Genomic DNA, 24,125 nt, shown 5'->3' with positions numbered 1-24,125 from the left:
GCTTTTCTGTAGCTTTTGGCCGGGCTGGCGTGATGGGGGCGGACAGTGGCGCAAATGGGGTGCGCGGTGAGGAGCGCCGGATGCCGCTCAGGGGCGGGGGCCCGCCCCCTCGACGGCCTCAGGCCTTGGCGCCTCGGGCTCCTCGCGCGCCTCCCATGTCGGGCAGCAGCGGCACGAGCCGGTCCCACCGGGAGATCTGGCAGCCGTCGCGGCGGTCGTACGTGGCGTCGACGGGCCGGCCGGCCCAGGTGCCGGTGACGTGCGCGGTGGCCGGGCCGCCGTACTGCATGGTGCAGAAGCCGCCCTCCGGCGCGGACGCGAAGACGTCCTGCCCCCACCTCGTGTCCCGCTCCAGGGCGGCGCAGGCGCCGCCCGGATCGGGGTGGCTGCCGCCGTCGGGGTTGCAGTACAGCTCGAACGTTCCGTCGGACCCGCCGCCCGCGTTCCGCACCGTGACGGTCAGATGATCCCGGTCCCGGCCCTCGCCGGGCCTGGCCGGGGACAGCAGTCCGCTCCCGTCGGCCTGGGCGTACGCGGCCGGGGGTGCCGCGGTCAGCGATCCGGCGACGGCGACGGAGGCGGCGGCGCCGACGAGGAGGCGCATCAGGACGGGGCGGGCGGTGGCCCGGGGGGTGGCACGCAACATGCCCTGCCTAACGCGATGTGGGCCCGGACGTTGCGCGCGGACGCCCGGGCGGAGCAGGCACGGGCCTGACAAGGTCTTTGCCCTGCGCCCTTCCCGCCTAGTACCGTGGGGGTCGATTGGTGACAGCACGCTCGACTGTGTCATCATCGGCACGCACCGCTCGCGCTCGCGCGGGAGTGATGCTGGAGGCGTCGCCTAGTCCGGTCTATGGCGCCGCACTGCTAATGCGGTTTGGGTCTTAAAGCCCATCGAGGGTTCAAATCCCTCCGCCTCCGCACTCGATCACGAAGCCCCGGTCACCCGACCGGGGCTTCGCTGTCGTTGCCCTCAGAAGTGTGGCCCGAAGCGCCGTTTTCGCAGCTCACAAGGGGTACGGCTAACGGATTTCACATGGCGGCGGCAGTCATGTAATGTTCTTCCTGTCGCCGCGAGCGAGCCGGAAGGCCCGAGAGCGGCGAAAAAGCAGAACAAGCACTCGTAGCTTAACGGATAGAGCATCTGACTACGGATCAGAAGGTTGCAGGTTCGAATCCTGCCGAGTGCACACAGGTGAGAGGCCCCGGAGAGATCCGGGGCCTCTCGCGTTTCGGAGGCGTACAGCAGCGGAGTACGGCAACGGGTGGCCCAAGGGGGTCGGCCGGCTCGCGGACAGGGTCCGCGCAATCCGTATGCGACCGGGGATCGCGCACGTGCGCAGCAGGGGAGGGGAAGTGATGAAGATCAAGACCAGCAGAGTGGTGCTCATGACCATGGTCCTGGCGGCGCTGGTGGGGTGCGGGCGCAGCGCAACCGAGGGGACAGGGGACTCGCCGGCCCGGGCTTCAGGTGCGCCGTCGTCGGCGCCAGGCGGTCTCTCTCCTGAGGATTTGCAGAGCCGATGGTGGACGTGGGCGTTGTCGGAACCCGAAGGCACCAATCCGGTCGTTGACGAGGATGGGAGCGATTGTGAGCGCAACCAGCCGCAGGACGTGTGGTTCCTGGCGGGTACCTTCGGCACTCAGGCCGAGCGCACGTGCAACGTCCCCGAAGGGGTCCCTGTCGCGTTTCCCCTGGTGAACCTGATGGGTGAGCCAGTGGACTGCGCAATCTTCATGACCGAGGCCAAGGGGTCCGCAGTCCTGGACGGCAAGAAGGTCGAATCGGAGACGAGCCGCGGAGAGCCGATCTCTGTGAAGGGCGTTGCCCTCAACCCCGTCACAGGCACCGACGAGCGCCTCACGACCACAGGGTGCGGCCTCTGGGTCCAGTTGCCCCCGCTGGAGCCCGGGAAGCACACACTGACCATTCGTGGTCAGGCCCAGGACTTCGCCGTTGGTGTGGACTACTCCCTGACCGTGGATGCCGCGTAGGCGAACGGCGTGCAGGGGACCCCGAGTTCGGGGTCCCCTGGAGAGCAGGTCACGGTGACGGAGTCCTCAGCCGGCGCCGCCCATGGCTTCGGACAGCTTGCCCAGTGCTGCCCGCACCTCCTCCTCGCTCGCTTCGGCGTAGACCTCCATCGTCATGGCGATCTGCTCTCTCCTTCAGACGAGCCGCTTGCGACCCCAGAAGAAGAGGAACGCCACGACGCCGGCCGTCAGAGCGAAGAGAATCGACGCACCCAGCCACTGCATACCGCTCATCTGCGACATGGGGATGTAATCGATGGACGCGCCGACGACGTCCGCCTTCTTCATGCACAGCCGAATCGCCTGATCCTGATCCGTCTCGGCTTCCGTACAGGTGTCCAAGCCGAGCAGCTTTCCGCTGCCGGTGACGTACGTGGCGTCGAACTGGTGCGCGGTGTCGGGCACCGACGGGAAGAGAAACACGTCGCCGGGGCTGACAGGCTTGCTGGTGGCCGTGACGACGTCGCCGAGCGCCAGCCTGAAGTGGCCCCAGACCATCTGGAGGGCGACGGTGACACCGAGGGTCACGACCATCGCCACCAGCGTGCGGCGCAGCACCACACCGATCAGCACTCCGCCGAACACGGAGAGGAGGGCGAGGGCGACGGGCACCGGGCCGGTGGTGTTGAAGAAGTCACTGGAGGTCCAGCCGATGCCCGGGGCATGGGACTTGACGGGGCTCCACCACCAGGCGAACACAGCCGACAGCGTGACCGTGCTCACCACGACCACCAGCCCGGCCAGCCCCAGCTTCGTGGCGAGCCAGCGGTTGCGGCTCACGGACTGGGCGGCGATCAGCTTGGCCGTGCCGTTCTCCAGGTCGCCCGCGAGCAGCGGGGCGCCGAGGAGGACACCGAGTATGACGGGGATCGCCGTGAGACCGGTGGTGACGGAATGGAACGCGTCGACGTACGGCTGGAACTCCGTGTCCGCGTCGTCGAGGCTCTTGGCGGGGAAGCCGTAGGCGTCGAGGAAGTCCGTCATCTGGCCGCGCTGGTGGACGATCCAGGCCGAGCAGAGCACGGTGGCGGCGATGATGGTCCAGAACGCGGCCCGGTGCTGGCGCCAGACCAGCCAGGTCATACCGCTGAGGCGGGGGCGCCGGGTGGCCTCCGTGGTGGTCGGGTTCCCGGCCCCGTGCCCGGGCCCGTTCTTGGTTCCGTTCATCGTCGCGTTCATCGTCCGGTTCGTCGTCCCGTTGCTGCCGTCGGTCGAGGGGCTGGTGAAGGTGCTCATGCCGCCACCGTCCCGGTGCCGAACGCCCGGGCGTGGACCTGGGCGGTGGGGGTGATCAGCGGGGGTGCGTCGGGGGAGCGGAGATAGGCGAGCAGGAGTTCCTCCATGCTCGGGGCGGTCGTCTCCCAAGGGCCGCTGACCGGCCCCTCCGGGCGGATGAGCGCGGTGAACTGCCGTCCGCTGGTCCGGGCCTCGACGAGGGTGTGGTACCCGAGGGCGGCGGGCAGGCCCTCGCCCTCCCTGACCCCGGTGACCACGGTGTGCACGGTCATCAGGTCGTCCACGTCACCGGCGAGGCGCACACCGCCGCCTGAGACGACGACGAGGAAGTCGCACACGTTCTCCAGTTCGGCGAGGACGTGAGTGGACATCACCACGGTGGTGCCGCGCTCGCCGGCCTCGGCGAGGAGGGTGCCCATGAGTTCGTGGCGCACGACCGGATCGAGGTCCGCCATCGGCTCGTCGAGCAGCAGCGGGTCGGGGCGCTTGCCGAAGGCGAGGGCGACGGCGACGCGGGTTCGCTGGCCGCCGGAGAGGGTGCCGATCTTCGCGTCGAAGGGCACGTTGCCCGCGCGGACGATGTCCTCGGCGGCGCGCTGGTCCCAGCCGGGGTTCAGCTCCCGCCCCAGCCGCAGGGTCTCCGCCACGGTGAAGCGACGGAACAGCGGCTTCTCCTGCGCGAGGAAGGCCGTACGCCGACCGGAGTCCACCGATCCCGGCGCCTCGCCGAACAGACTGAGCGAGCCCTGCGTCGGCTTCAGGATATGGGCCGCGATGTTCAGCAGCGTGGTCTTGCCCGCCCCGTTGGGGCCGACCAGCCCGCAGATGCTGCCCGCCGGAAGCCGGAAGGTGCAGTCCCGCAGCGCCCAGCCCCGCCGGTAGCGCATCCCCAGTCCGTGCGCCTCCAGCGCCGGCTCCCCCGCGTACATGACGTCACTCACCCGTGCTCCTCGTGGTCGAGGCCCCCGTGACCGTCGTGGTCCCGGTGGCGTACTGCTTCTCCAGCGCCGACGCGACCATCGCGGCCACGTCCTCCTGCTCCAGACCGGCCCCTGCCGCCTTCGCCATCCACGCCGACAACTCCCCGTACAGCGGCGAGTCGGTGCCCGTCTCGGGGCGGCCCAGCGTGCGGCGTACGAAGGTGCCCTGGCCCGGTCGCGGTTCGACCAGGCCCTCGCGCTCCAGCTCGCGGTACGCCTTGAGGGTGGTGTTCGGGTTGACCGCGCTCGTCTCGGAGACGTCCTTGGCGGTGGGCAGCCGGTCGCCCGGCACCAGTACGCCCAGCCGCAGGGCCTGCTTGGTCTGCTGCACGATCTGCTGGAAGGGAGTGACGGCAGTTGTCAACGGGGTCCGGGAAGGTGCCGGAGACAGACCAGGGGAGGACGAGGCAAGGAGCCGGTTCGCATTACGATCACGTGGCCGTTGCTGTGCATGACATCGCGAGGGGGACACGGGCGTGAGGAGAACCGAGGGTCATGGAGGCAGCCGCCGCCGGGGTGGGGGTAGGGCTGTGCTGGCTGTCGCCACGGTGCTGCTTCCGCTCGTCGCGGGGTGTGGCGGGAGCCAGGATGACGCCGGCACCGGCGCCAAGGCGACTGCCGGACAGCAGGGTGGGCGCAAGAACGCGGACAAGGGGAGCGGGGCCTTCCCGGACAGCGGTGTGATCGTCACCGCCTCGTGTTCCGTGCCCGCGAGCAAGCCGGCGGTCGTGACGGTCACGGGCTGGGATCCGGAAACGTGGGAACGGACCCTCTCGCGGGACTTCACCGTCCCGGCCGAGGCCGTGGTCGCCGAGGCCGACGATGTCGCCTCCCCGCTCGTGGAACTGTGTGCCGACAACTTCCCCGGTGTCGGCTCGTCCGAGGACGGGCCGCGCGCCGTGGCCCCCACCCGGCTGCGGCAACTCTTCGACAGGGACTTCTCCCGGATGGCCGTCGTCCTCATCGACCGGGAGACCGAGGCGACAGGGGTGGGTTACGTCGACACGAGCGGCAAGCTGACCAGGCTGTCGGGTGAACAGGGCGAGGACTTCGGTGACACGCCCAAGGAGGAGAACGCCGTCTTCGCGCAGGACGGCAGCGCCGTCTGGTTCACCGAGACCGACTCCTCGGATCGTGTGCGCATCGCCAGCCGTGCGGTCGCGGGAGATCACGCAGTGACCGAACGGGCGGCCGGCGATGGCGCTTATATGGACGGGGCCGGCCTTGCGCTCGCGGGTGACCCGGCGCGCGGGCTCTTCGGCAAGGAGGTCCGGACCAGTCCCGACGGGCGCAGGGCGACGGCCTTCATCACCTGGCAGGGCTACAACGTGGTCGACGTGCCACAGCGCAGTGCGCTGCTCAAGGCCGAGGGCGTGAAGGCAACCGGCATCCCGTCCGGCGCCGACTGCTCCCCCTACGGCTGGGTCGACGACAGGACCGTGCTGTGCGGCCCCCGACTCGAGAAGGTCGAGGACCCGAAGCGGAAGAACTCCTTCTGGACGCTGGACGCCTCTCGGCTCGACGGCACGGCGGATCTCCCGAAGGGTGCCCTGGGTGGTCCGATCATCCCGGCGACGGATCGGAAGAACACGGTCCGGGCCATTTCGCACAACGGCAAGCAGATGATCTTCGCCTCGCTCCAGGGCACCCGGCTCGAGTTCTTCGTCTCCGCCATCGCTCCCGGCGCAACCCCGAAGAAGATCACCGCAGGGGGCGCGGACAGGGCGCTGAGCGTGGGGGACGTCCTGGAGTGGCGGTGAGGGCCCCTCTGTCTCTCGGTCTGCTCCTTCCACCTCGGTGGCGGGCCCCCTCGGGGAGGCGGACGCTGGAGTGGGGGCAACGTGATGGAGGGGTGCTCCATGACCCAGACCGGCCCGGACCACAAGGCGCGCACGCCGTTCTTCTCCCGCCCCGGCGTCCGACGCTTCCTGCCGTTCGTTCTGATCAGCGCGGTCGCCCTGATCTTCATCTTCGAGAACCGCTCGGACGTCGAGATCCGTCTGCTCGTGCCGATCGTGACCATGCCACTGTGGGGAGCCCTCCTGATCGCCTGGGCCCTCGGCATGCTCGCCTGCGTGTTCACGGTGCGCCGACGGTCGAGCCGGCATGCACGGCAGATGAAGTAGGTCCGTCAGTCCGGGCGGCGCTGTTCTTCCAGGTAGGTCGCCGCCAGGGTGCTCGCGCGGGTGAACCAGTCGTGCAGGACCGCGATCTCGTCCGGTGAGTACTGGGCGAAGAGCTGCGTGAGGCGGGCGTAGTACGGCTCGTAGACCTCCCGGACCCGGGCGACCGCGTCGGGCTGGGCCGCGACGCGGATGCGGCGGCGATCCGTGGGGTCGGGGCGGCGGGTGATGTAGCCGGCACGCTCCAGGCGGTTGAGGATGCCGGTGACCGCGCCGGTCGTGACATGGACGCGAGCCGCCAGGTCCCCTGCCGTGGGCAGGTTCTCGCCGGCTTCGATGACGTAGGCGAAGCAGGTGAGGTCGGTCACACTCAAGCCCACCTGCTGGGCGATCTCGTGCTGTCCGACCAGGTGCGTCGCGATGAGCTGGTCCATCGCGGACAGTGCCTGCTCCGGTGTCGCGGCCGGACGAGGCTTCGCGTGCATTCCCAGATCCCTTAGTTCGTGAGATATTTGGATCGTAAAAGTCTTAGCAAATGAGGGGTTCGGGGTCGGACCCTCGGTGCGAGGGAGTGGCACGTGAGTGCACATCAGTATGACCACGGGCACACGGTCGCGGGCTGGGTCGGTTTCGCCATCGCCTCGGTCGGGGCCGGTGTGGCGGGGCTGGGGGTCTGCACCGTCTCCGGCGCGCTGATCGGCGGCGGACTGGCGATCGGGGTCGTGGCTCTGCTCGTCACCTGGGCCCTGCATCTCTCCGGGTGGGGGAAGGGGCCGGGCGTGCGGCCCCGGGCGGAGTGGGGCTGGCGCGTGCGGGACTCGGCGGCGCCGGGCGGGCACGAGGAGTGCCTGGGGTGCCGGCTGGCCGGGCGCGGGCGGCGTACGGCGGGTGCGGTGCGGCCGGTCATGCCGGTGCAGCGCGCCGGCGAGCCGGAGACCGTCGCCGCGGCGGGGACCGACTCCGTGAGGTGAGGCGGGTCCTCCGCGGCGGTCGCGCGCCCCTCATCGGCCCGCCCGCGGATGTCAGTGGTGCCCCCTACCCTCGGCAGGGATGGCACAGGCATGGAAGTGCTCGGGGCTGAGGTGGTCGGCGGACGGTCCCGTGCTGATGTGGGCCGGTGGCCGGCGCAGTGCGCTGACCTGGGGGAAACGCGTGGCCTTCGGGGTCGCGGACGGGGGTGCGCGCAGCTGCGTGGGGGCTCGGGGGCACGCGTGCCCGCTGGGTGCGGCCGTGCAGGGGCGGAGTACGGGGGCGCGCTGCGAGGAGTGCGCCCGGCTGGACCGGGCGCACTCGGTGGCGGCGGACACCCTCGCCGACGACCCACGGCCGTACCGCGTGTACCTGGCGTGGTTCGGGCCCGGCATGGTCAAGGTCGGGATCACGGCCCGACAGCGGGGCAGCGCGCGGCTGCTCGAGCAGGGAGCCGTCTGTTTCAGCTGGCTCGGCGTCGGTCCGCTCATGGCCGCCCGGCGCACGGAAGAACTGCTCAGGGCCGCCCTGCGGGTGCCCGACCGGATTCCGTACGCCGAGAAGCGGGCCGTGCGGGCCGCGCTGCCGGAGGCCGCCGCCGACCGGGCCCGTGAGGTCACCGAGCTGTACGAGCGGGCGGTCGGGCTCCCCGCGTGGCCGGAGTCGCTCGTACGGGAGCCGCTGCGGGTCGTCGACCACGTGGGGGTGTTCGGGCTCGCCGGGGTGCCCGCCGCCGTCGGGGACGTGAGCGAGCTCGTCGCCGGGGGCGCGGTCGGCGGGGAGCTGGTCGCGGCCGCCGGTCCCGATCTGCATCTGGCCACCGGTGCCGGGGTCGTGGTGCTCGACACGCGGTTGATGACCGGATGGGGGCTGGTGCCCGCCACCGGGAATGAAGTGACCGTCCCGACCAGGCAGTTCAAGGCGGTCGCGAGCGTGCAGGACGGCTTGTTCTGAGCCGGCCGGGCATCCCGGGCGCTCCCTGGGCACCCCGGCTCGTCCTGCGCCGAGCCCGCCTCCCAGCCGCCCCTGAGAAACACCTGTGTGTTTCTCAGAGAAATCACAGGTTGGCGAAAGCGTGTTCTCAGAGGCCCTCGACATCGTGTTCACATGACCACGACCTCGCCCCAGGGGCGCACCGAACTGCTCAGGCCGGACGGGAGCCCCGTCCGCGTGCTCGTGGTGGACGACGAACTGTCGATCACGGAGCTGCTGTCCATGGCCCTGCGCTACGAGGGGTGGCAGATCCGGAGTGCCGGTGACGGCACGGGCGCGATCCAGAGCGCCCGCGACTTCCGGCCCGACGCCGTCGTCCTCGACATGATGCTGCCCGACATGGACGGGCTGGCCGTCCTCGGGCGGCTGCGCCGGGAACTGCCGGACGTGCCCGTGCTGTTCCTGACCGCCAAGGACGCCGTCGAGGACCGGATCGCCGGGCTGACGGCCGGCGGGGACGACTACGTCACCAAGCCGTTCAGCCTGGAGGAGGTCGTCGCACGGCTGCGGGGTCTGATACGCCGGTCCGGTGCCGCCGACCGGCGCTCGGACTCCACGCTGGTGGTCGGCGACCTCACCCTCGACGAGGACAGCCACGAGGTGACCCGGGCCGGGGACGACATCCATCTGACCGCCACCGAGTTCGAGCTGCTGCGGTTCCTGATGCGCAATCCGCGCCGGGTGCTCAGCAAGGCGCAGATCCTCGACCGCGTGTGGTCGTACGACTTCGGCGGCCAGGCCAACGTCGTCGAGCTGTACATCTCCTATCTGCGGCGGAAGATCGACGCCGGGCGCGAGCCGATGATCCACACGCGGCGCGGTGCCGGTTACCTGATCAAACCCGCGGCGTCGTGAGCGGACGGCGGCGGCCGGGTACGCGGCAGCGGGCGGGCAGGCGTTGGGCAGGCAAGCCCCGCACGCTGCGGACACGGCTCGTCGTCGCGTCCGTGGTGCTGATCGCCGTGGTGTGCGCGGTGATCGGCACGGTGACGACGGTGGCGCTGCGGTCGTATCTGTACAAGCAGTTGGACGGACAACTCGGCGTGGCCGCGGTCAGAGCCGCCCAGAGCCCGCCCGGGAGCGCCCCCGGCCAGGGCCTGGACGGCGGCTCCGGCGAGCCCGTGCAGAAGAGGGAGAGCCTGACCGACTTCGTCACCCGGGGACCGCAGCCGGGCGGCACGGTCGCCGCCAAGATCGTGAGCGGCCGGGTCACCGAGTCCGCGTACGGCGTGTCCGAGGACAACCAGCCGATGAGGGCGAAGTCGCTCGACTCCGCACAGACCGCCGCCCTCACCTCCGTGCCGCAGGCCGCCGGGAGGCTGCGCACCGTCGACCTCCCCGGCCTCGGCGAGTACCGGGTCATCTACAAGAGCGGCGACAAGGGCAGCTACTACGTCGCCATCCCCACCCGGGACGTCACCAACACCGTCAACACCCTGATCCTGGTGGAGATCAGCGTCACGGCAGCCGGTCTGGCCGCGGCGGGGCTGGCCGGCTCCGTCCTCATCGGTGTGGCCACCCGCCCCCTGCGCCGAGTGGCCGCCACAGCCACCCGGGTCTCCGAACTCCCCCTGCACACAGGCGAGGTGAACCTCAGCGAGCGCGTGTCCGACGCCGAGACCGACCCGCACACCGAGGTCGGCCGGGTCGGCGCCGCGCTCAACCGGATGCTCGACCACGTCCACGGCGCCCTGCACGCACGGCAGCGGAGCGAGACGCGGGTCCGGCAGTTCGTCGCCGACGCCAGTCATGAGCTGCGCACCCCCCTCGCCTCCATCCGCGGATACGCCGAACTGACCAGGCGCGGGCGCGAGGAGGTCGGGCCGGACACCCGGCACGCCCTCGCGCGGATCGAGTCCGAGGCCGGGCGCATGACGCTGCTCGTCGAGGATCTGCTGCTGCTCGCCCGGCTCGACGCCGGCCGGCCCCTGCAGTTCGAGCAGACCGACCTCGTCCCGCTCGTCGTGGACACCGTCAGCGACGCCCGTGCCGCCGGCCAGGACCACACCTGGCGCCTCGACCTGCCCGACGAGCCCGCGCTCGTGGCGGCGGACGCGGCCCGGCTGCACCAGGTCCTCGTCAACCTGCTCGGCAACGCGCGCAGCCACACACCACCCGGGACGACCGTCACCGCCCGCGTCCAGCGGCGCGGACCCTGGCTGTGCGTGGACGTCGAGGACGACGGGCCGGGCATCCCGGCCGAGTTGCTGCCGCATGTCTTCGAACGGTTCGCGCGCGGCGACTCGGCGCGTTCCCGCGCCAACGGCTCGACCGGCCTCGGGCTGGCCATCGTGCAGGCCGTGGCGGGCGCGCACGGCGGTGCCGTGAGTGTCGACAGCGTGCCCGGGCGCACCGTTTTCACCGTGCACCTGCCCGCGCTCCCCGCCCAGCCGCAGCCGGACATGAGCCGCCAACAGCACTCACAGGCACGCCACAGCGTCACCACACGGGTACGACAGGGCGCCTGACGAAGGTCGGTTCCATGCGAACCGACTCTTCTCCCGGCACCCTGCCGGCGCGGGAACACCTCCCGGCCGCACCAGCCGGTACGCCTGTCCTGGACGTAGTGATCCCCGTCTACAACGAGGAGAAGGACCTCCAGCCGTGCGTCCGCAGACTGCACGAGCACCTCGGGAGGACGTTCCCGTACGCGTTCCGCATCACGATCGCGGACAACGCCTCCACGGACACCACCCCGCAGGTGGCCGGCCGGCTGGCGGCGGAGATTCCCGAGGTCACCACCTTCCGCTTGGAGCAGAAGGGGCGCGGCCGGGCCCTGCGGGCCGTCTGGTCGGCCTCGGACGCCCCGGTCCTCGCCTACATGGACGTGGACCTGTCCACCGACCTCAACGCCCTGCTGCCGCTGGTGGCGCCGCTGATCTCGGGCCATTCGGACCTCGCGATCGGCTCCCGGCTGACCCGCAGTTCACGGGTGGTGCGCGGGCCCAAACGGGAGTTCGTCAGCCGGGTCTACAACCTGATCCTGCGCGGTTCGCTCCAGGCGCGGTTCTCGGACGCCCAGTGCGGCTTCAAGGCGATCCGCCGGGACGTGGCGCAGGTGCTGCTCCCCCTCGTCGAGGACACCGGCTGGTTCTTCGACACCGAGATGCTGGTGCTCGCCGAGCGCGCGGGGCTGCGGATCCACGAGGTGCCGGTCGACTGGGTCGACGACCCCGACTCGACCGTGCACATCGTCAAGACCGCGACCGACGACCTCAAGGGCGTGTGGCGCATCGGCAGGGCCCTGGCCACCGGCTCGCTGCCGCTGGACCGGCTCGCCCGGCCGTTCGGCGACGACCCCCGCGACCGGGACATCGAGGACGTGCCGAAGGGACTGGCCCGCCAGCTCGTCGGCTTCTGCGTGGTCGGCGCCCTGTCCACCTTCTTCTACCTGCTCCTCTACAGCGGCTTCCGGGCCGTCACCGGCTCCCAGACCGCCAACGCCCTCGCCCTGCTGGTCTCGGCGGTCGCCAACACGGCGGCCAACCGGCGGCTCACCTTCGGGGTGCGCGGGCGTGGCGGGGCCGTACGGCACCAGGCGCAGGGCCTGGTCGTCTTCGGCATCGGACTCGCCCTGACCAGCGGCTCGCTCGCGGCGCTGAACGCGGCGACCTCCGAGCCCGCGCACAGCACCGAACTGGCCGTCCTCGTCGCGGCCAACCTCGCGGCGACCGTGCTGCGCTTTTTGCTCTTCCGGGCGTGGGTGTTCCCCGACCGGCGCGAGGACGACCCGGCGCATGCCGCCTCGTCCTCGTACGACAACACCCCCTTCCGCGCCGGTGACGTCGCGGACTCCTGGCAGGACGCCACCGTGCCGTTGCTGCCGGCGCGCCCGCACGACACCGATGCGAGGGACTCGCGATGACCGTCCACCTCGACCCGCAGATCACCGGCCGAGCCACGAGCTCCGGCACCCGGGTCCCGGCAGCCGATCCGCACGCCGGTGCACCGGCCCGGCCCTTCCCGCAACGGCTGTGGCGCGGCCGCCCCGAGGACCCCCGCTGGGCCCGCCCGGCCTTCCTCGCCCTGCTGCTGGCGACGGCCGTGCTCTACCTGTACAACCTCAGCGCCTCCGGCTACGCCAACTCCTTCTACTCGGCGGCCGTGCAGGCCGGCAGCCAGTCCTGGAAGGCGTTCTTCTTCGGCTCGCTCGACGCGGCGAACGCCATCACCGTCGACAAGCCCCCGGCGGCCCTGTGGCCGATGGCCCTGTCCGTGCGGCTCTTCGGACTCGGTTCCTGGGCGATCCTCGTGCCCGAGGTCCTCATGGGTGTCGGCACGGTGGCCGTCGTGTACGCGGCCGTGCGCCGCCGGTTCAGCCCGGCTGCCGGGCTGATCGCGGGCGCCGTGCTCGCGCTCACCCCCGTCGCGGCCCTGATGTTCCGCTTCAACAACCCCGACGCGATGCTGGCGCTGCTGATGGCGGTGGCCTGCTACCTCGTCCTCCGCGCCCTGGAGGACGGCCGGACGAAGTGGCTGCTGTGGGCCGGTGCCGCGATCGGCTTCGCCTTCCTCGCCAAGACGCTCCAGGCCTTCCTGATCCTGCCGCCGCTCGCCCTCGTGTACGGGGCCTGCGCGCCGGTGACGGTGAAGAAGCGGATCGGCCAACTGGCCGCCGGTCTCGCCGCGATCGTCGTCTCCGGCGGCTGGTGGGTCGCGATCGTCGAACTGTGGCCCGCTTCCTCCCGCCCGTACGTCGGCGGTTCGCAGAACAACAGCTTCCTGGAACTGACCTTCGGCTACAACGGCCTGGGCCGCCTCAACGGCGATGAGACCGGCAGCGTCGGAGGCGGCGGTGGCGGCGGGAACGGCGGCGGCAACTGGGGCGAGACCGGCTGGGACCGGCTGTTCGGCTCCTCGATCGGCGGCCAGATCTCCTGGCTGATCCCGGCCGCGCTGATCCTGCTCGCGGCGGGGCTGGTGGCCACCCGCAAGGCGAAGCGCACGTCGGTGACCCGCGGTTCGTTCCTCGTCTGGGGCGGCGCGCTGCTCACCACCCTGCTGGTCTTCAGCTACATGCAGGGCATCTTCCACGAGTACTACACGGTGGCCCTCGCCCCCTACGTCGCCCCGCTGGTCGGCATGGGCGCGACGCTGCTCTGGGACCGGCGCGGCAAGGCGTGGGCCTCGCTGACCCTGGCCGCCGCGACGACGGCGACCGCGGCCTGGGGGTACGTCCTGCTCAACCGTTCCTCCGACTACCTGCCGTGGCTCAAGTGGCTCGTCCTGATCGGCGGTCTGACGGCGGCCCTCGGCCTGATCTTCGCCGGCCGGCTCGGCCGCCGACTGGCCCTGGGGGCGGCCGGGCTGGGCCTCGTCGCCGCGCTGGCCGGTCCGGCGGCGTACACCCTCACCACCGTGAACGAGGGGCACACCGGCTCGATCGTCACGGCGGGTCCGGCGGTCGCGGGCGGCCGCGGCGGCCCGGGCGGTGGCGGCTTCCCCGGCGGCGGGTTCCCGGGCGGCGGGTTTCCGGGCGGCGGCCAGAACCAGCAGAACGGCAACGGCAACACGCAGGGGCAGGGACAGCAGGGCAACGGCTTCCCCGGCGGCGGATTCCCGGGCGGCGGCCAGAACCAGCAAGGCCAGAACCGGCAGAACGGCGACGGCGGCCGTATGGAAGGCATGGGCGGCGGTGGCGGTGCCGGCGGTCTGCTCAACGGCGCCAGTGTCAGCTCCGAGGCCAGGAAACTGCTGGAGGCCGACGCCGACCGGTACACCTGGGCCGCGGCGGCCATCGGGGCCCAGAACGCCGCGAGTTACCAGCTCTCCACCGGCGACCCGGTGATGGCCATCGGCGGCTTCAACGGCTCCGACCCGTCCCCGACCCTGGCCCGGTTCAAGCAGTACGTGGCGGAGGGAAAGATCCACTACTTCATCGCCTCGGGCGGCATGGGCGGCGGCATGGGTGGAAACGGCGACGGCACCGCTTCCGGGATCACCTCCTGGGTCGAGGCCAACTTCGAGAAGGTCACCGCCGGTTCGGCCACGTTCTACGACCTCACCCGGAAGACGAGCAGCTGACACGGCCCTGACCGGACGAAGGGCGGTGACCGAAAGGCACCGCCCTTCACCGTCCCCTCCGAAACCCTGTTGTACGCCGTATAGGAGAGTGTTCTACGGTGTACAGCATGACGACGTCCCCCCAGGAAAAGGCCGTGCCCGAGTCCGTGCAGGGCGGCCACCCCCAGCGCTGGCTGATTCTCGGTGTCATCTGCCTGGCGCAGCTCACCGTGCTGCTCGACAACACGATTCTGAATGTGGCCATCCCCTCGCTCACCCGCGAGATGGACGCCTCGACCGCCGACGTCCAGTGGATGATGAACGCCTACTCCCTGGTGCAGTCCGGCCTGCTCCTCACCGCGGGCAACTCCGCCGACCGCTACGGCCGCAAGCTGATGCTGATGTCGGGCCTCGCGATCTTCGGCGTGGGATCGCTCGCGGCCGGGCTGTCCGAGAGCCCGGGCCAACTGATCGCGGCCCGTGCGGGCATGGGTGTCGGCGGCGCGCTGCTGATGACCACGACTCTCGCCGTCGTCGTGCAGATCTTCGACGACAAGGAGCGGGTGAAGGCGATCGCGCTGTGGTCGACGGTCAGTTCGCTCGGGTTCGCGGCCGGGCCGCTGATCGGCGGTGTGATGCTGAACCACTTCTGGTGGGGCGCGATCTTCCTCATCAACATCCCGGTCGCGGTACTGGGCCTGGTAGCGGTCGCCGCGCTGGTGCCGGAGTCGAAGCACAAGGCCGGTGACCGGCCCGACCTGCTCGGCGCCGTCCTGTCGACGATCGGCATGACGGCCGTCGTCTACGCGATCATCACCGGGCCCGAGCACGGCTGGACCTCCGCGCAGGTGCTGGTCTCGGCGCTGATCGGCCTGGTCGTGCTCGGCCTGTTCGTGCTGTGGGAGCTGCGGACCGAGCACCCGATGCTCGACATGCACTTCTTCCGCAACCAGAAGTTCGTGGGGGCGGTCGCGGGTGCGATCCTCGTGGCGTTCGGCATGACCGGGTCGCTGTTCCTGCTCACGCAGCACCTGCAGTTCGTCCTCGGGTACGAACCGCTGGACGCCGGGCTGCGGACGGCACCGCTGGCGTTGACCGTCGTGGCGCTCAACTTCACGGGGGTCGGGGCGAAGCTGGTGCTGAAGGCCGGGACGCCGGCGGCCATCGCGCTCGGCATGACCCTGGTGTCGGCGGGGCTGGCCGCGATCGCCCTGCTCGGCGGGCACGGGTACGGCGGGATGATGCTCGGCCTGGTCGTGATGGGTGCGGGTGTGGCGCTGTCCATGCCGGCGATGGCCAACGCGATCATGGGCGCGATTCCGCCGGAGAAGGCGGGGGTCGGAGCGGGGATCAACGGAACCCTCGCCGAGTTCGGCAACGGGCTGGGTGTCGCGGTGCTCGGTGCGGTTCTCAACTCCCGGTTCGCCTCGCTGGTGGCCGTCTCCGCGGCGTCGTTGCCGGCGGCGCTGGCCTCCGCCGACTCGGCCGCGGAGAAGGCCCGGATCTCCGACGCGTTCGCCTCCGGTCTCGAGACCAGTCAGCTGGTGGGGGCGGTCGCGGTGCTGGCGGGCGGCCTGGTCGCGGCGGCGTTGCTCCGGCGGGCCGAGCGGGCAGAATCCGCCTAGGAGCACGGTGGCCGGGCAGTGGGGGCGGCTGCGGACCGGTTGTGGCTGGTCGCGCGGTTCCCCGCGCCCCTCGGGGCGCCTAGCATGATCGGCAGCAAGAGGTCGAGGAAGGTGCGCCATGGCTAAGGCAGCCGAGAAGGCCGCGCGGTCCAGTGTCTGGCTGGAGGGCAAGGCGCACCGGCGGCGCGGTGGCGGGCAGCCCTCGGGGCTCGACCGGGACCGGATCATCGAGGTCACCGTGCGGCTGCTGGACGCCGAGGGGCTGGCCAAGTTCTCCATGCGGCGGCTGGCCGGCGAGCTGGACGTCACCGCGATGTCCGTCTACTGGTACGTCGACACCAAGGACGACCTGCTCGAACTCGCCCTGGACGAGGTCATGGGCGAGATGCGGCTGCCCGATCCGGACGCCGGCGAGGACTGGAGAAACCAGGTGCGGGGGCTCGCCCGGGAGTACCGGACGCTGCTGGTGGGGCACCCCTGGGTGTCCCAGCTGGTCGGCACCTTCCTCAACATCGGCCCGAACAACCTGGCCTTCTCCAGGGTCGTGCAACGCGTCATGCGCAGGACGGGGCTGCCCGCGCAACGGCTGACGAGCGGGATCTCGGCCGTCTTCCAGTTCGTCTACGGCTACGGCACGCTCGAGGGCCATCTCTCCACCCGGTCCGCGGCCGTCGGCATGACCATGGACGAGTATTTCCAGGACGCCGTGAGCATGGCGACCGAGGCCCCCCAGGCCGCGGACGTCATGCGGGAGTCGCAGAAGCTCATGGAGGCGCGCGGCGGGGAGACCGTGGCGGAGATGCTGGAGCGGGACTTCGAGTTCGCGCTGGAACTGCTGATCGCCGGCATCGAGACGATGGTCGCCCGCTCCTGAGCCAGGCCCCCGGCTCAGGAGCCCCCCGGGGCCCTCCCCCTTCGTCAGCCCCGGCCTACTCGCCCTCCACCAGCCGCGCCGGGAACCCTCCGGTCGCCACCGGACCCCACCGCTCCGGCGTGATCCGGATGATCGACTTGCCCTGCTTGATCATGGCCGCGCGGTACTCGTCCCAGTCGGGGTGCTCACCGGCGATGTTCCGGTAGTACTCCACGAGCGGTTCGACGGAGTCGGGGGAGTCGACGACCTCGGCCGTGCCGTCGATCTGGACCCAGGGGCCGTCCCAGTCGTCGCTGAGCACGAGCAGGTTCACGCGCGGATCCCGCTTGGCGTTGCGGGTCTTGGCGCGCTCCGGGTAGGTGGAGACGACGATCCGGCCGGAGTCGTCGACACCGCAGGTCAGCGGGGAGCCCTGAGGGCTGCCGTCGGCCCGCCGGGTCAGCAGGATCGCGTGGTGCCGGGGGCGTACGAAGTCGAGCAACTCGTCCAGTGAGACGCGGGTGTTCGTCGCGATGTTCGGTGCCATGTGCGGCAGCCTACGACGCCAGGGCTTCGGCGAGGTTGTCGTACACGGGCACGTCCCGGCGCATCCCGGTCAGCTCCAGGACCCGGCTCGTGACGCCCTCGGGCCGGGCCACCAGACGCACGGCCACCCCGGGGCCGAGCCGCCCCCGTACGTCGTTGACGAGGCGGATGCCCTGGGAGTCCATGAAGGAGGTCGTGGTCAGGTCGAGGACGAGGACGTCCAGACGGTCGCCGTGGGCCCGGGCCGCGGACAGGACGAGCGGCAGCAGCTCCCCCGCGTTGCAGAAGTCGATCTCGGCGGGCAGGGTGAGATGGACGCGGCCGGGGAGGTCGCGCGGTTCTGTGGGATTCGTGAAGAGGGTCACGGCTCACCTGGCAGACGTTCGTCCGGATTCCGGTAAGGCCGCTTCCTGACCCGAAGGCCATTCCACCATGCGGGGGGCGGGCGGCGAAAGCTCCCCGTGGCGGCATCGGCCGGGCGTCACCTGGAGGCAACCGAACAGTTAGAGTGCTGTCCGTCCTGTGCTCGCAGTCGGGAATGTGCTGCGGAGCTCTCCTGCGCACGGCCATGGCCGTGCATGCCGAAGAGGTTCGTGGTGGCTGCGTCCGAGTTTCCTGATTTGCCCCGTTTTCCGGCTGGCGTCGAGCTGGCCGAAGCTCTCACGGTGGCTTCTCAGCAACTGCACGAGACCCTCACACCCCACAGCACCCTGCGCACGGCGGTCCGGCTGGCCGTGCATCTCATGCCCGGGGCCGAGCACGCCGGGATCTCGGTCATCGAGCGCGGCAACAAGCTCCGCACGCTGGCCTGGACCGACGAGGCCGTGCGCTCCGCCGAGGCCCGGCACACCGGCCGCGAACAGCACGGGCTGTGGGACCAGTTGTGGAACAGCCCGATCGCGCGGATAACGGACAGCGAGGCCGACGACGGCTGGGACGTGCTGGCGACCCTGGGGCTGCGCTCGGCGCTGTCGCTGCGGCTGCGTGCCGACCGCCGCCGACTGACCGTGCTCACGGCCTACGCGCGCAAACCGGGCGCCTTCGACGAGGAGGCCACGCGCATCGGCCGGCTGTTCAGCGCGCACGTCAGCATCGCCCTGGACTCCGCGACCGTGCGCGAGCAGCTCACCGAGGCCATGCACACCCGGGACCTGATCGGCCAGGCCACCGGCATCCTGATGGAACGCCAGGCCATCGACGCGACCGCGGCCTTCGAGAGCCTGGTGCGGGCCTCCCAGCGGGAGAACGTGAAACTGCGCGACCTCGCCCGCCGGATCGTGGGCGGCAACTCCGTCTGAGCCGGGGGCAGTCACGTCGGGGGCGTGTTCGGGTGGTGTCGGGATACCCGTACGGTCATGAGCTCAGAGACGTCCGACACGCTGGACCAGGCGATGGTGCGCAGCAGCGGTCTCGACACCCTGCTGCGCGATATGACCGACCGCGCGGTGCAGGACGTGCCCGGCGCCGACGCGTGCAGCATCACCGTGCGCCGCGCCGGGCGGCTGCTCACCCTGGCCGGCAGTGACGGCATGCCCAGCGGCCTGGACCTGCGCCAGTACGAGAACGGCGCGGGGCCCTGCGTCGACGCGGCCGAGACCGGCGAGGAGCAGTACGCCCCGGATCTCGCCGAGGAGTCCCGCTGGCCCGACTACGCGCCATACGCGCTGTCCGTGGGCGTCCGTTGTGTGCTGGCGGTGCCGGTCGTCGTCGAGAGCGAGAAGGGCGCGGCGCTCAACTTCTACGGACTGCGGGCTCATGCCCTGGACCCGGGCCGGGACGCGGCCCGGGCTTTCGCGACCCGGGCCGGGGACGCGATCGACGTGGCACTGCGCATCGAGCGCCGGCACCAGTCGGCGGCCGACGTGCGCACCGCGCTGCTCTCGCGCAGCGTCATCGACCAGGCGATCGGCATCCTGATGGCCGGGGAGCGGATCGACGCGCAGGTAGCGCTGGAGCGGCTGCGCCGGGCCTCGCAGGACCGGAACATCAAGCTCCGGGATCTGTGCGGCCAGTTGGTGGCGCGGGTGTCCGCCCCGGACTCACGCGGCCGGAAGTGACTCACCCTGCACGGCCTGGATGTCCAGCTCCACCTGCAGCGTGGTGCCGACGGCGGCGATGCCTGCCTGCAGGACCTGGTTGTAGTGCATCGCGAAGTCCTCGCGGTGCAGTTCGGTCGTCGCACGGAACGCCGCCCGGGTGCCGCCCCACGGGTCGGGGCCCGTCCCGAGGTAGGCCAGGTCCAGGTCCACGGGCCGCAGGACCCCGTGCATGCCCAGCTCGCCGTGGACGGTCCACCGGTCGGAGCCGGCCGCCGTCAGCCCCGTCGACCGGAAGGTGATCTCCGGGAACCGCTCGACGTCCAGGAAGTCCGCAGACTTCAGGTGCCCGTCGCGCATGCCGTTGCCGGTGTCGACCGACGCGGCCCGGATCACCGCCTCCACCCGGGACTTGGTGACGTCGTCCGGGGCGATCTCGATCGCGCCGGAGAACTCCGTGAACCGGCCGTGCACGCTGGAGATGCCCAGGTGCTGGGCCACGGCGGCCACGCTGGAGTGCACCGGGTCGACGGTCCACGGCCCGGGCGGCGGCAGCTCGGTGCCGCCCTGCCGGGCCAGCGTCACCGTGCCGACCTCGGCCCGCCCGCTCGCGGTGACGATCACGCTCGAGGCCGCGGGCGCATAGCCCACAGCCGTGACGATGACGGTGTACGCCCCCGCCTCCATGGGCGTCGCGTCCCGCACGGCGCCCTCCGCGTCGGCCTCGGCCCGCAGCACCTGCGCGCCGGTCGTGTCCGCCACCGTGACGACCGCGTGCGACACGGCCCATCCATCGCGGGTACGGATCCTCGCGGTCAGTCCCATCTCACCCAACTCCTCTGAAAAACGAACCGGCCCGTGACAGGGGGCGCACCTCCGCTCAGAGCGCGCCCCGCTGCCACGGGCCGGGGCCGGACTACTCGCCGGGGTGGGCGAGTTCGATGTCGTGGGCGTCGGTGCCGGCGCCCGCGACCGTCAGGGCGGTGGCCACCGGCGGGTAACCCGTGGCGATGACGGTGTACTCGCCGCCGTCCAGGTCGGTGAAGGCGTACGCCCCGTCCGCCCCGGTCGTGGCCGAGCCGACGACGTTGCCCGCCTGGTCGACCAGCGTCACCCGGGCGTCGGCCAGCGGGCCGTGCGGGGCGCGGACGACACCCTGGACGCGGGCGCCGGAGTCCAGGTCGATCTCGACCCGGGTGACTCCGGTGCCGCCCACCTCGACGGGCAGGGCACGCGGCCGGTACCCGGCGGCGTTCACCGCGACGGTCACCGCCCCCGGCACCAGCTCGGCGAAGGAGAACTCGCCCTGCTCACCCGTGGTCCCGTTGGCCAGCAGGTCGCCGCGCACGTCCGTCACGATGACCATGGCGTCCTTGACCGGCTGCCCGCTCTCGGCGGCCCGCACCAGGCCGGTGAGCCCGCTGGTGCCGCTGAGCAGGATGTCGTAGGAGACCGGCTCGCCGTTCACCACGACCGTGGAGGCCTGCGGCTGGAAGCCGTCGGCGGAAGCGATCAGGACGTACGATCCGGCGCCCGGGGCGTCGACGGCGTACGAGCCGTCGGCCTGCGCCACCGACCGGCCCAGCTGACGCCCGCCCAGCGAGATCAACGTGACGGCGGCCTGCGGCACGGGCGCGGACTCGTTCCCGCGGACGAACCCGCGGACGGGGACACCGGAGGTCTCCACCGGACGGTCAGCCGCGGCGACGACGGCGAGCCGCTGGGTACCTTCAGGCCCGGCCTCTGCCTCGGCCTCGGCCACGGCCCAGCTCGGCGCGTTCTTCTCGCTCTTCTCCGTGGCGGGAGCCACGGCAGGAGTCTCGGACTCGGCGGCCTGCGCCAGCCCGCCCTTCGTCTTCAACGGGACCTCCTTGATGAACAGCGACACCAGCAGGGCCAGCAGCGCCATCGGGGCCGAGTAGAGGAAGACGTCCGCGACGCCGTGGCCGTAGGCGCTCTCCACGATGGTGCGGATCGGCGCGGGCATCGCGTCGAGGTCGGGGATGCCGCCACCGCCGGTGCCGGCGTGACCGAGGGACGCGCCCTTCGGGCCGAGGTCGGCGAGGCCGTCCTTCACGTAGTCGGTGATCTTGTTGCCCAGGACCGCGCCGAGCGCCGAGACGCCCACGGCACCGCCCAGGGACCGGAAGAAGGTCACCGTGGAGCTGGCGGCGCCCAGGTCGCCCGGCTCCACCTGGTTCTGCGTGCAGAGCACCAGGTTCTGCATCATCATGCCGATACCGAGGCCCATCAGCGCCATGAAGATCGCTATGTGCCAGTACTCGGTGTCGTACCGGATCGTGCCCAGCAGACCGAGGCCCGCCGTCACCAGCACACCGCCGGCCAGCAGCCAGCCCTTCCAGCGCCCGGTCCGGGTGATGACCTGCCCGGAGACGGTGGAGGAGACGAAGAGACCCGCGATCATCGGGATCGTCATGACACCGGACATCGTCGGCGACTTGTCCCGCGCCAGCTGGAAGTACTGGCTGAAGAAGACGGTGCCGGAGAACATCGCGACGCCGACGAACAGGGAGGCCACGGAGGCCAGCGTGATGGTGCGGTTGCGGAACAGCCGCAGCGGGATGATCGGCTCGCTCGCCTTCGCCTCGACGAGGACGAACAGCGCCAGCAGCACCACGGAGCCGCCGACCATCGCGTACGTCTGCCAGGAGAGCCAGTCGTACTTGTCACCGGCGAAGGTCACCCAGATCAGCAGCAGGCAGACGGCCGCGGTGATGAAGAAGGCGCCGGCCCAGTCGACCTTGACCTTCCGCTTCACGACGGGCAGGTGCAGGGTCTTCTGCAGCACGATCAGGGCGATCACCGCGAAGGGCACGCCGACGTAGAAGCACCAGCGCCATCCGAGCCAGTCGGTGTCGGTGATGACACCGCCGACCAGCGGGCCGCCGACCATGGCGGTGGCGAAGGTCGCGCCGAGGTAGCCGTTGTAACGGCCGCGCTCACGCGGCGAGATCATCGCCGCCATGATGATCTGGGCCAGGGCGGACAGACCGCCCATGCCGATGCCCTGGACCGCGCGGAAGGTGATGAGCATGCCCGGGTTCTGCGACATGCCGGCCGCCGCCGAACCCAGCACGAAGACGACCAGCGCGAGCTGGATCAGCAGCTTCTTGGAGAACAGGTCGGCGAGCTTGCCCCACAGCGGGGTGGAGGCCGTCATCGTCAGCAGGGACGCGGTGACGACCCAGGTGTAGGCGCTCTGGCCGCCACCGAGGTCGCCGATGATGCGGGGCAGGGCGTTGGAGACGATCGTCGACGACAGGATCGCGACGAACATGCCGAGCAGGAGGCCGGTGAGGGCCTCCATGATCTGCCGGTGCGTCATGGGAGCGCCGTCGCCGGAGGAGCCGTGGGAGCCTCCCCCGTGCTTGGCATGAGCCCGCACACCGGCTGGTGTGGTCGTTGCCATGGGCTTCCTTTTCTTACGTGCTTGCGGGTGTACGGGTGGTCTCTTCGAAAGCGGGCGGTGCGGCCCGGGTCCCGGGACGGCAGTCGAAGCTCTCCCGCAGCCGCGCCATGAGGTCCGTGAGCCGGCCGACCTCCTCGTCGGTCCAGTCGCTCAGTCGCTCGGCGAGGACCTCGGTGGTCCGCCGGGACAGCTCGTCGAGCTGTGTGAGGCCCGCGGGCGTGAGGCGCAGGATGCGTGAGCGTTTGTCCGCCGGGTCGGGGGAGCGCTCGACCCAGCCCCGGGCCACGACGTGGGCGACGTGGCGGCTGGTGACCGACATGTCCACCGCCATCAGCTCGGCGAGCTTGCTCATGCGCATGTCGCCGTGACGGCCCAGCAGGGTCAGAACGGCCGCCGACCCGCCGGGGCACTCGGCGGGCATGATCCGCCCGAGCTCCCGCTTCACGGCGCCGAAGGCGCTGAACTGACGGACCAGCTCTTCGTACTGCGCCTTTTCGGCCATGACACCTCCCGCTTTCGTTGCTTTAAGCAACCATAGGAGCTGTTGGTTGCTGCAGGCAAATAAATGGGGGGGGTGCGGAGCCAAAACTTGGCAAAGGCAAGTATTGCGGCAGTAAACATGCTGGTGGCGAGCCCGGCGGGAGGGGTCACTCACCCCCAAACGGAACCCCTACCCCCACTTGGGGAGCCCCGGCGTTTTCGCTAGGGTCTCGGGCCATGGCTAACAACCAGGCCCCGCAGGGCAATCACGACCCCGCCGGCAGCACCCAGATGTTCCGCGCGTTCGTCGACGAGGCCCCGCAGGGCCGTCAGGCGGCAGCACCGTCCAGCAGCGGCCCGCGCATCGGCCTCATCCTCGGCGTCGTGGCCGCTGTGGCGGTCATCGCGGCGGCGGCCTGGCTGGCGCTGGCGTAGCACTTACGGCGGGTTTCCGAGCCGGGCCAAGTTTCCAGGTGCTCGGGGTCGTGGCTGAGGCCGGGTGGGTCCGCAGCCCGGCGGAGCGGGGTGCCGCCTGCGCCCACCCGTGCCGCCCCAGGCGGCACGCATGCCCGCAGGCTGAGCGGACCCGCACCCGCGTACGGCGAGAAGGGGCCGTGTCGGGGGGTGTCCGCCCGCAGCGGTTGTCGCGTCGACGCACAGTCAGTCGGCACGCAACCCCATCGCGACGTTCCGAGGACGGACGCCCCCCGGCGCGGCCCCGACCCACACCCGGCGCCACGCGCAGACGCGAACCCCCACCGAACCGGCACAGACATAGGGCGCGGCCCAAAGACCGCGCCCCAGTCCTCCGTCAGGA

General features: G+C 71.1%; 24 protein-coding genes and 2 tRNA genes. 16 read left to right on the top strand and 10 right to left on the bottom strand.

Going from position 1 to position 24,125, the window contains the following annotated elements; all coding sequences use genetic code 11:
- Positions 1–118: 118 nt before the first annotated feature.
- Entirely contained in the window at positions 119–604 is a 486-nt protein-coding gene (locus AB0F04_RS29125; RefSeq protein ID WP_362046781.1) for an SSI family serine proteinase inhibitor, read from the bottom strand.
- 226 nt (positions 605–830) lie between these two features.
- Here AB0F04_RS29125 and AB0F04_RS29120 point away from each other — a divergent pair.
- The 3 genes from AB0F04_RS29120 (at position 831) to AB0F04_RS29110 (ending at position 1,995) form a co-directional block, all read left to right on the top strand.
- Positions 831–921, top strand: a tRNA-Ser gene (locus AB0F04_RS29120).
- A 196-nt stretch (positions 922–1,117) separates the two neighbouring features.
- Positions 1,118–1,190 (top strand) — tRNA-Arg (locus AB0F04_RS29115).
- Between the two features lie 169 nt (positions 1,191–1,359).
- Positions 1,360–1,995 (top strand): signal protein, encoded by a 636-nt coding sequence (locus tag AB0F04_RS29110; protein WP_362046567.1) that lies wholly within the window; start codon positions 1,360–1,362, stop codon positions 1,993–1,995.
- Positions 1,996–2,169: 174 nt separating this feature from the next.
- On the opposite strand, the gene AB0F04_RS29105 is transcribed toward AB0F04_RS29110, so the two are convergent.
- Genes AB0F04_RS29105 through AB0F04_RS29095 form a run of 3 tightly spaced genes read right to left on the bottom strand, consistent with a single transcriptional unit; the run spans position 2,170 to position 4,614 of the window.
- Positions 2,170–3,270: an ABC transporter permease subunit gene (locus AB0F04_RS29105; RefSeq protein ID WP_362046564.1), complete on the bottom strand. Its 1,101-nt coding sequence runs from the start codon at positions 3,268–3,270 to the stop codon at positions 2,170–2,172.
- On the bottom strand, positions 3,267–4,199 hold the full coding sequence (locus AB0F04_RS29100; RefSeq protein ID WP_362046778.1) for an ABC transporter ATP-binding protein: 933 nt from the start codon (positions 4,197–4,199) through the stop codon (positions 3,267–3,269). The genes AB0F04_RS29105 and AB0F04_RS29100 overlap by 4 nt, the downstream gene beginning before the upstream one ends.
- Before the next feature lie 4 nt (positions 4,200–4,203).
- A complete protein-coding gene (locus AB0F04_RS29095) occupies positions 4,204–4,614 on the bottom strand; it encodes a GntR family transcriptional regulator (RefSeq protein ID WP_362046561.1) in 411 nt (136 codons plus the stop codon).
- A 166-nt stretch (positions 4,615–4,780) separates the two neighbouring features.
- Here AB0F04_RS29095 and AB0F04_RS29090 point away from each other — a divergent pair, with 166 nt between their 5' ends.
- Positions 4,781–6,010 carry a hypothetical protein gene (locus tag AB0F04_RS29090; protein WP_362046558.1) on the top strand — a complete coding sequence of 410 codons (1,230 nt, stop codon included), beginning with the start codon at positions 4,781–4,783 and terminating at the stop codon, positions 6,008–6,010.
- 99 nt (positions 6,011–6,109) lie between these two features.
- Complete coding sequence (locus tag AB0F04_RS29085) at positions 6,110–6,376, top strand: hypothetical protein (RefSeq protein ID WP_362046555.1); 267 nt, start codon at positions 6,110–6,112, stop codon at positions 6,374–6,376.
- A 5-nt stretch (positions 6,377–6,381) separates the two neighbouring features.
- Here the strand turns inward: AB0F04_RS29085 and AB0F04_RS29080 are convergent, their stop codons facing one another.
- The gene (locus AB0F04_RS29080; RefSeq protein WP_362046552.1) at positions 6,382–6,858 is read right to left on the bottom strand and encodes a MarR family transcriptional regulator; all 477 of its coding nucleotides are present in this window, start codon (positions 6,856–6,858) and stop codon (positions 6,382–6,384) included.
- Positions 6,859–6,951: 93 nt separating this feature from the next.
- Between AB0F04_RS29080 and AB0F04_RS29075 the strand changes: the two genes are divergently transcribed.
- The 8 genes from AB0F04_RS29075 to AB0F04_RS29040 all read left to right on the top strand — a co-directional run bounded on the left by AB0F04_RS29075 (position 6,952) and on the right by AB0F04_RS29040 (position 16,837).
- Positions 6,952–7,344, top strand: a complete 393-nt coding sequence (locus AB0F04_RS29075; protein ID WP_362046549.1) for an HGxxPAAW family protein — start codon at positions 6,952–6,954, stop codon at positions 7,342–7,344.
- Between the two features lie 79 nt (positions 7,345–7,423).
- Positions 7,424–8,296: a DUF2797 domain-containing protein gene (locus AB0F04_RS29070; protein WP_362046546.1), complete on the top strand. Its 873-nt coding sequence runs from the start codon at positions 7,424–7,426 to the stop codon at positions 8,294–8,296.
- A 153-nt stretch (positions 8,297–8,449) separates the two neighbouring features.
- A complete protein-coding gene (locus tag AB0F04_RS29065) occupies positions 8,450–9,190 on the top strand; it encodes a response regulator transcription factor (protein WP_362046543.1) in 741 nt (246 codons plus the stop codon).
- Positions 9,187–10,803, top strand: a complete 1,617-nt coding sequence (locus tag AB0F04_RS29060; protein WP_362046540.1) for a HAMP domain-containing sensor histidine kinase — start codon at positions 9,187–9,189, stop codon at positions 10,801–10,803. Before AB0F04_RS29065 ends, AB0F04_RS29060 begins: the two co-directional genes overlap by 4 nt.
- Positions 10,804–10,817: 14 nt before the next feature.
- A complete protein-coding gene (locus AB0F04_RS29055) occupies positions 10,818–12,200 on the top strand; it encodes a bifunctional glycosyltransferase family 2/GtrA family protein (protein ID WP_362046536.1) in 1,383 nt (460 codons plus the stop codon).
- Entirely contained in the window at positions 12,197–14,359 is a 2,163-nt protein-coding gene (locus tag AB0F04_RS29050; protein ID WP_362046533.1) for a glycosyltransferase family 39 protein, read from the top strand. Before AB0F04_RS29055 ends, AB0F04_RS29050 begins: the two co-directional genes overlap by 4 nt.
- A gap of 107 nt (positions 14,360–14,466) precedes the next feature.
- The gene (locus AB0F04_RS29045) at positions 14,467–15,963 is read left to right on the top strand and encodes an MFS transporter (RefSeq protein ID WP_362046530.1); all 1,497 of its coding nucleotides are present in this window, start codon (positions 14,467–14,469) and stop codon (positions 15,961–15,963) included.
- 118 nt (positions 15,964–16,081) lie between these two features.
- Positions 16,082–16,837 (top strand): TetR/AcrR family transcriptional regulator, encoded by a 756-nt coding sequence (locus AB0F04_RS29040; protein ID WP_362046527.1) that lies wholly within the window; start codon positions 16,082–16,084, stop codon positions 16,835–16,837.
- Between the two features lie 55 nt (positions 16,838–16,892).
- Here the strand turns inward: AB0F04_RS29040 and AB0F04_RS29035 are convergent, their stop codons facing one another.
- Positions 16,893–17,363 (bottom strand): PPOX class F420-dependent oxidoreductase, encoded by a 471-nt coding sequence (locus AB0F04_RS29035; RefSeq protein WP_362046524.1) that lies wholly within the window; start codon positions 17,361–17,363, stop codon positions 16,893–16,895.
- Between the two features lie 10 nt (positions 17,364–17,373).
- A complete protein-coding gene (locus AB0F04_RS29030) occupies positions 17,374–17,727 on the bottom strand; it encodes an STAS domain-containing protein (RefSeq protein ID WP_362046521.1) in 354 nt (117 codons plus the stop codon).
- A 213-nt stretch (positions 17,728–17,940) separates the two neighbouring features.
- Here AB0F04_RS29030 and AB0F04_RS29025 point away from each other — a divergent pair, with 213 nt between their 5' ends.
- Together AB0F04_RS29025 and AB0F04_RS29020 are read left to right on the top strand one after the other, a co-directional pair.
- Positions 17,941–18,660 carry a GAF and ANTAR domain-containing protein gene (locus AB0F04_RS29025; RefSeq protein WP_362046518.1) on the top strand — a complete coding sequence of 240 codons (720 nt, stop codon included), beginning with the start codon at positions 17,941–17,943 and terminating at the stop codon, positions 18,658–18,660.
- A gap of 57 nt (positions 18,661–18,717) precedes the next feature.
- Positions 18,718–19,419: a GAF and ANTAR domain-containing protein gene (locus AB0F04_RS29020; protein ID WP_362046515.1), complete on the top strand. Its 702-nt coding sequence runs from the start codon at positions 18,718–18,720 to the stop codon at positions 19,417–19,419.
- Here the strand turns inward: AB0F04_RS29020 and AB0F04_RS29015 are convergent.
- From AB0F04_RS29015 to AB0F04_RS29005, 3 genes are all read right to left on the bottom strand, one after another.
- A complete protein-coding gene (locus AB0F04_RS29015; protein WP_362046512.1) occupies positions 19,402–20,223 on the bottom strand; it encodes a YceI family protein in 822 nt (273 codons plus the stop codon). The genes AB0F04_RS29020 and AB0F04_RS29015 overlap by 18 nt on opposite strands.
- Positions 20,224–20,314: 91 nt before the next feature.
- The gene (locus tag AB0F04_RS29010; protein ID WP_362046510.1) at positions 20,315–22,828 is read right to left on the bottom strand and encodes an MFS transporter; all 2,514 of its coding nucleotides are present in this window, start codon (positions 22,826–22,828) and stop codon (positions 20,315–20,317) included.
- 13 nt (positions 22,829–22,841) lie between these two features.
- Positions 22,842–23,330: a MarR family transcriptional regulator gene (locus AB0F04_RS29005; protein WP_362046508.1), complete on the bottom strand. Its 489-nt coding sequence runs from the start codon at positions 23,328–23,330 to the stop codon at positions 22,842–22,844.
- Between the two features lie 215 nt (positions 23,331–23,545).
- Between AB0F04_RS29005 and AB0F04_RS29000 the strand changes: the two genes are divergently transcribed.
- Positions 23,546–23,743, top strand: a complete 198-nt coding sequence (locus AB0F04_RS29000; RefSeq protein WP_362046506.1) for a hypothetical protein — start codon at positions 23,546–23,548, stop codon at positions 23,741–23,743.
- The last annotated feature ends 382 nt before the right edge of the window (positions 23,744–24,125 follow it).

The sequence above is a fragment of the Streptomyces sp. NPDC029041 genome, assembly GCF_040637515.1.
GTDB lineage: Bacteria > Actinomycetota > Actinomycetes > Streptomycetales > Streptomycetaceae > Streptomyces.
This window is presented reverse-complemented; position numbering and strand designations above follow the sequence as displayed.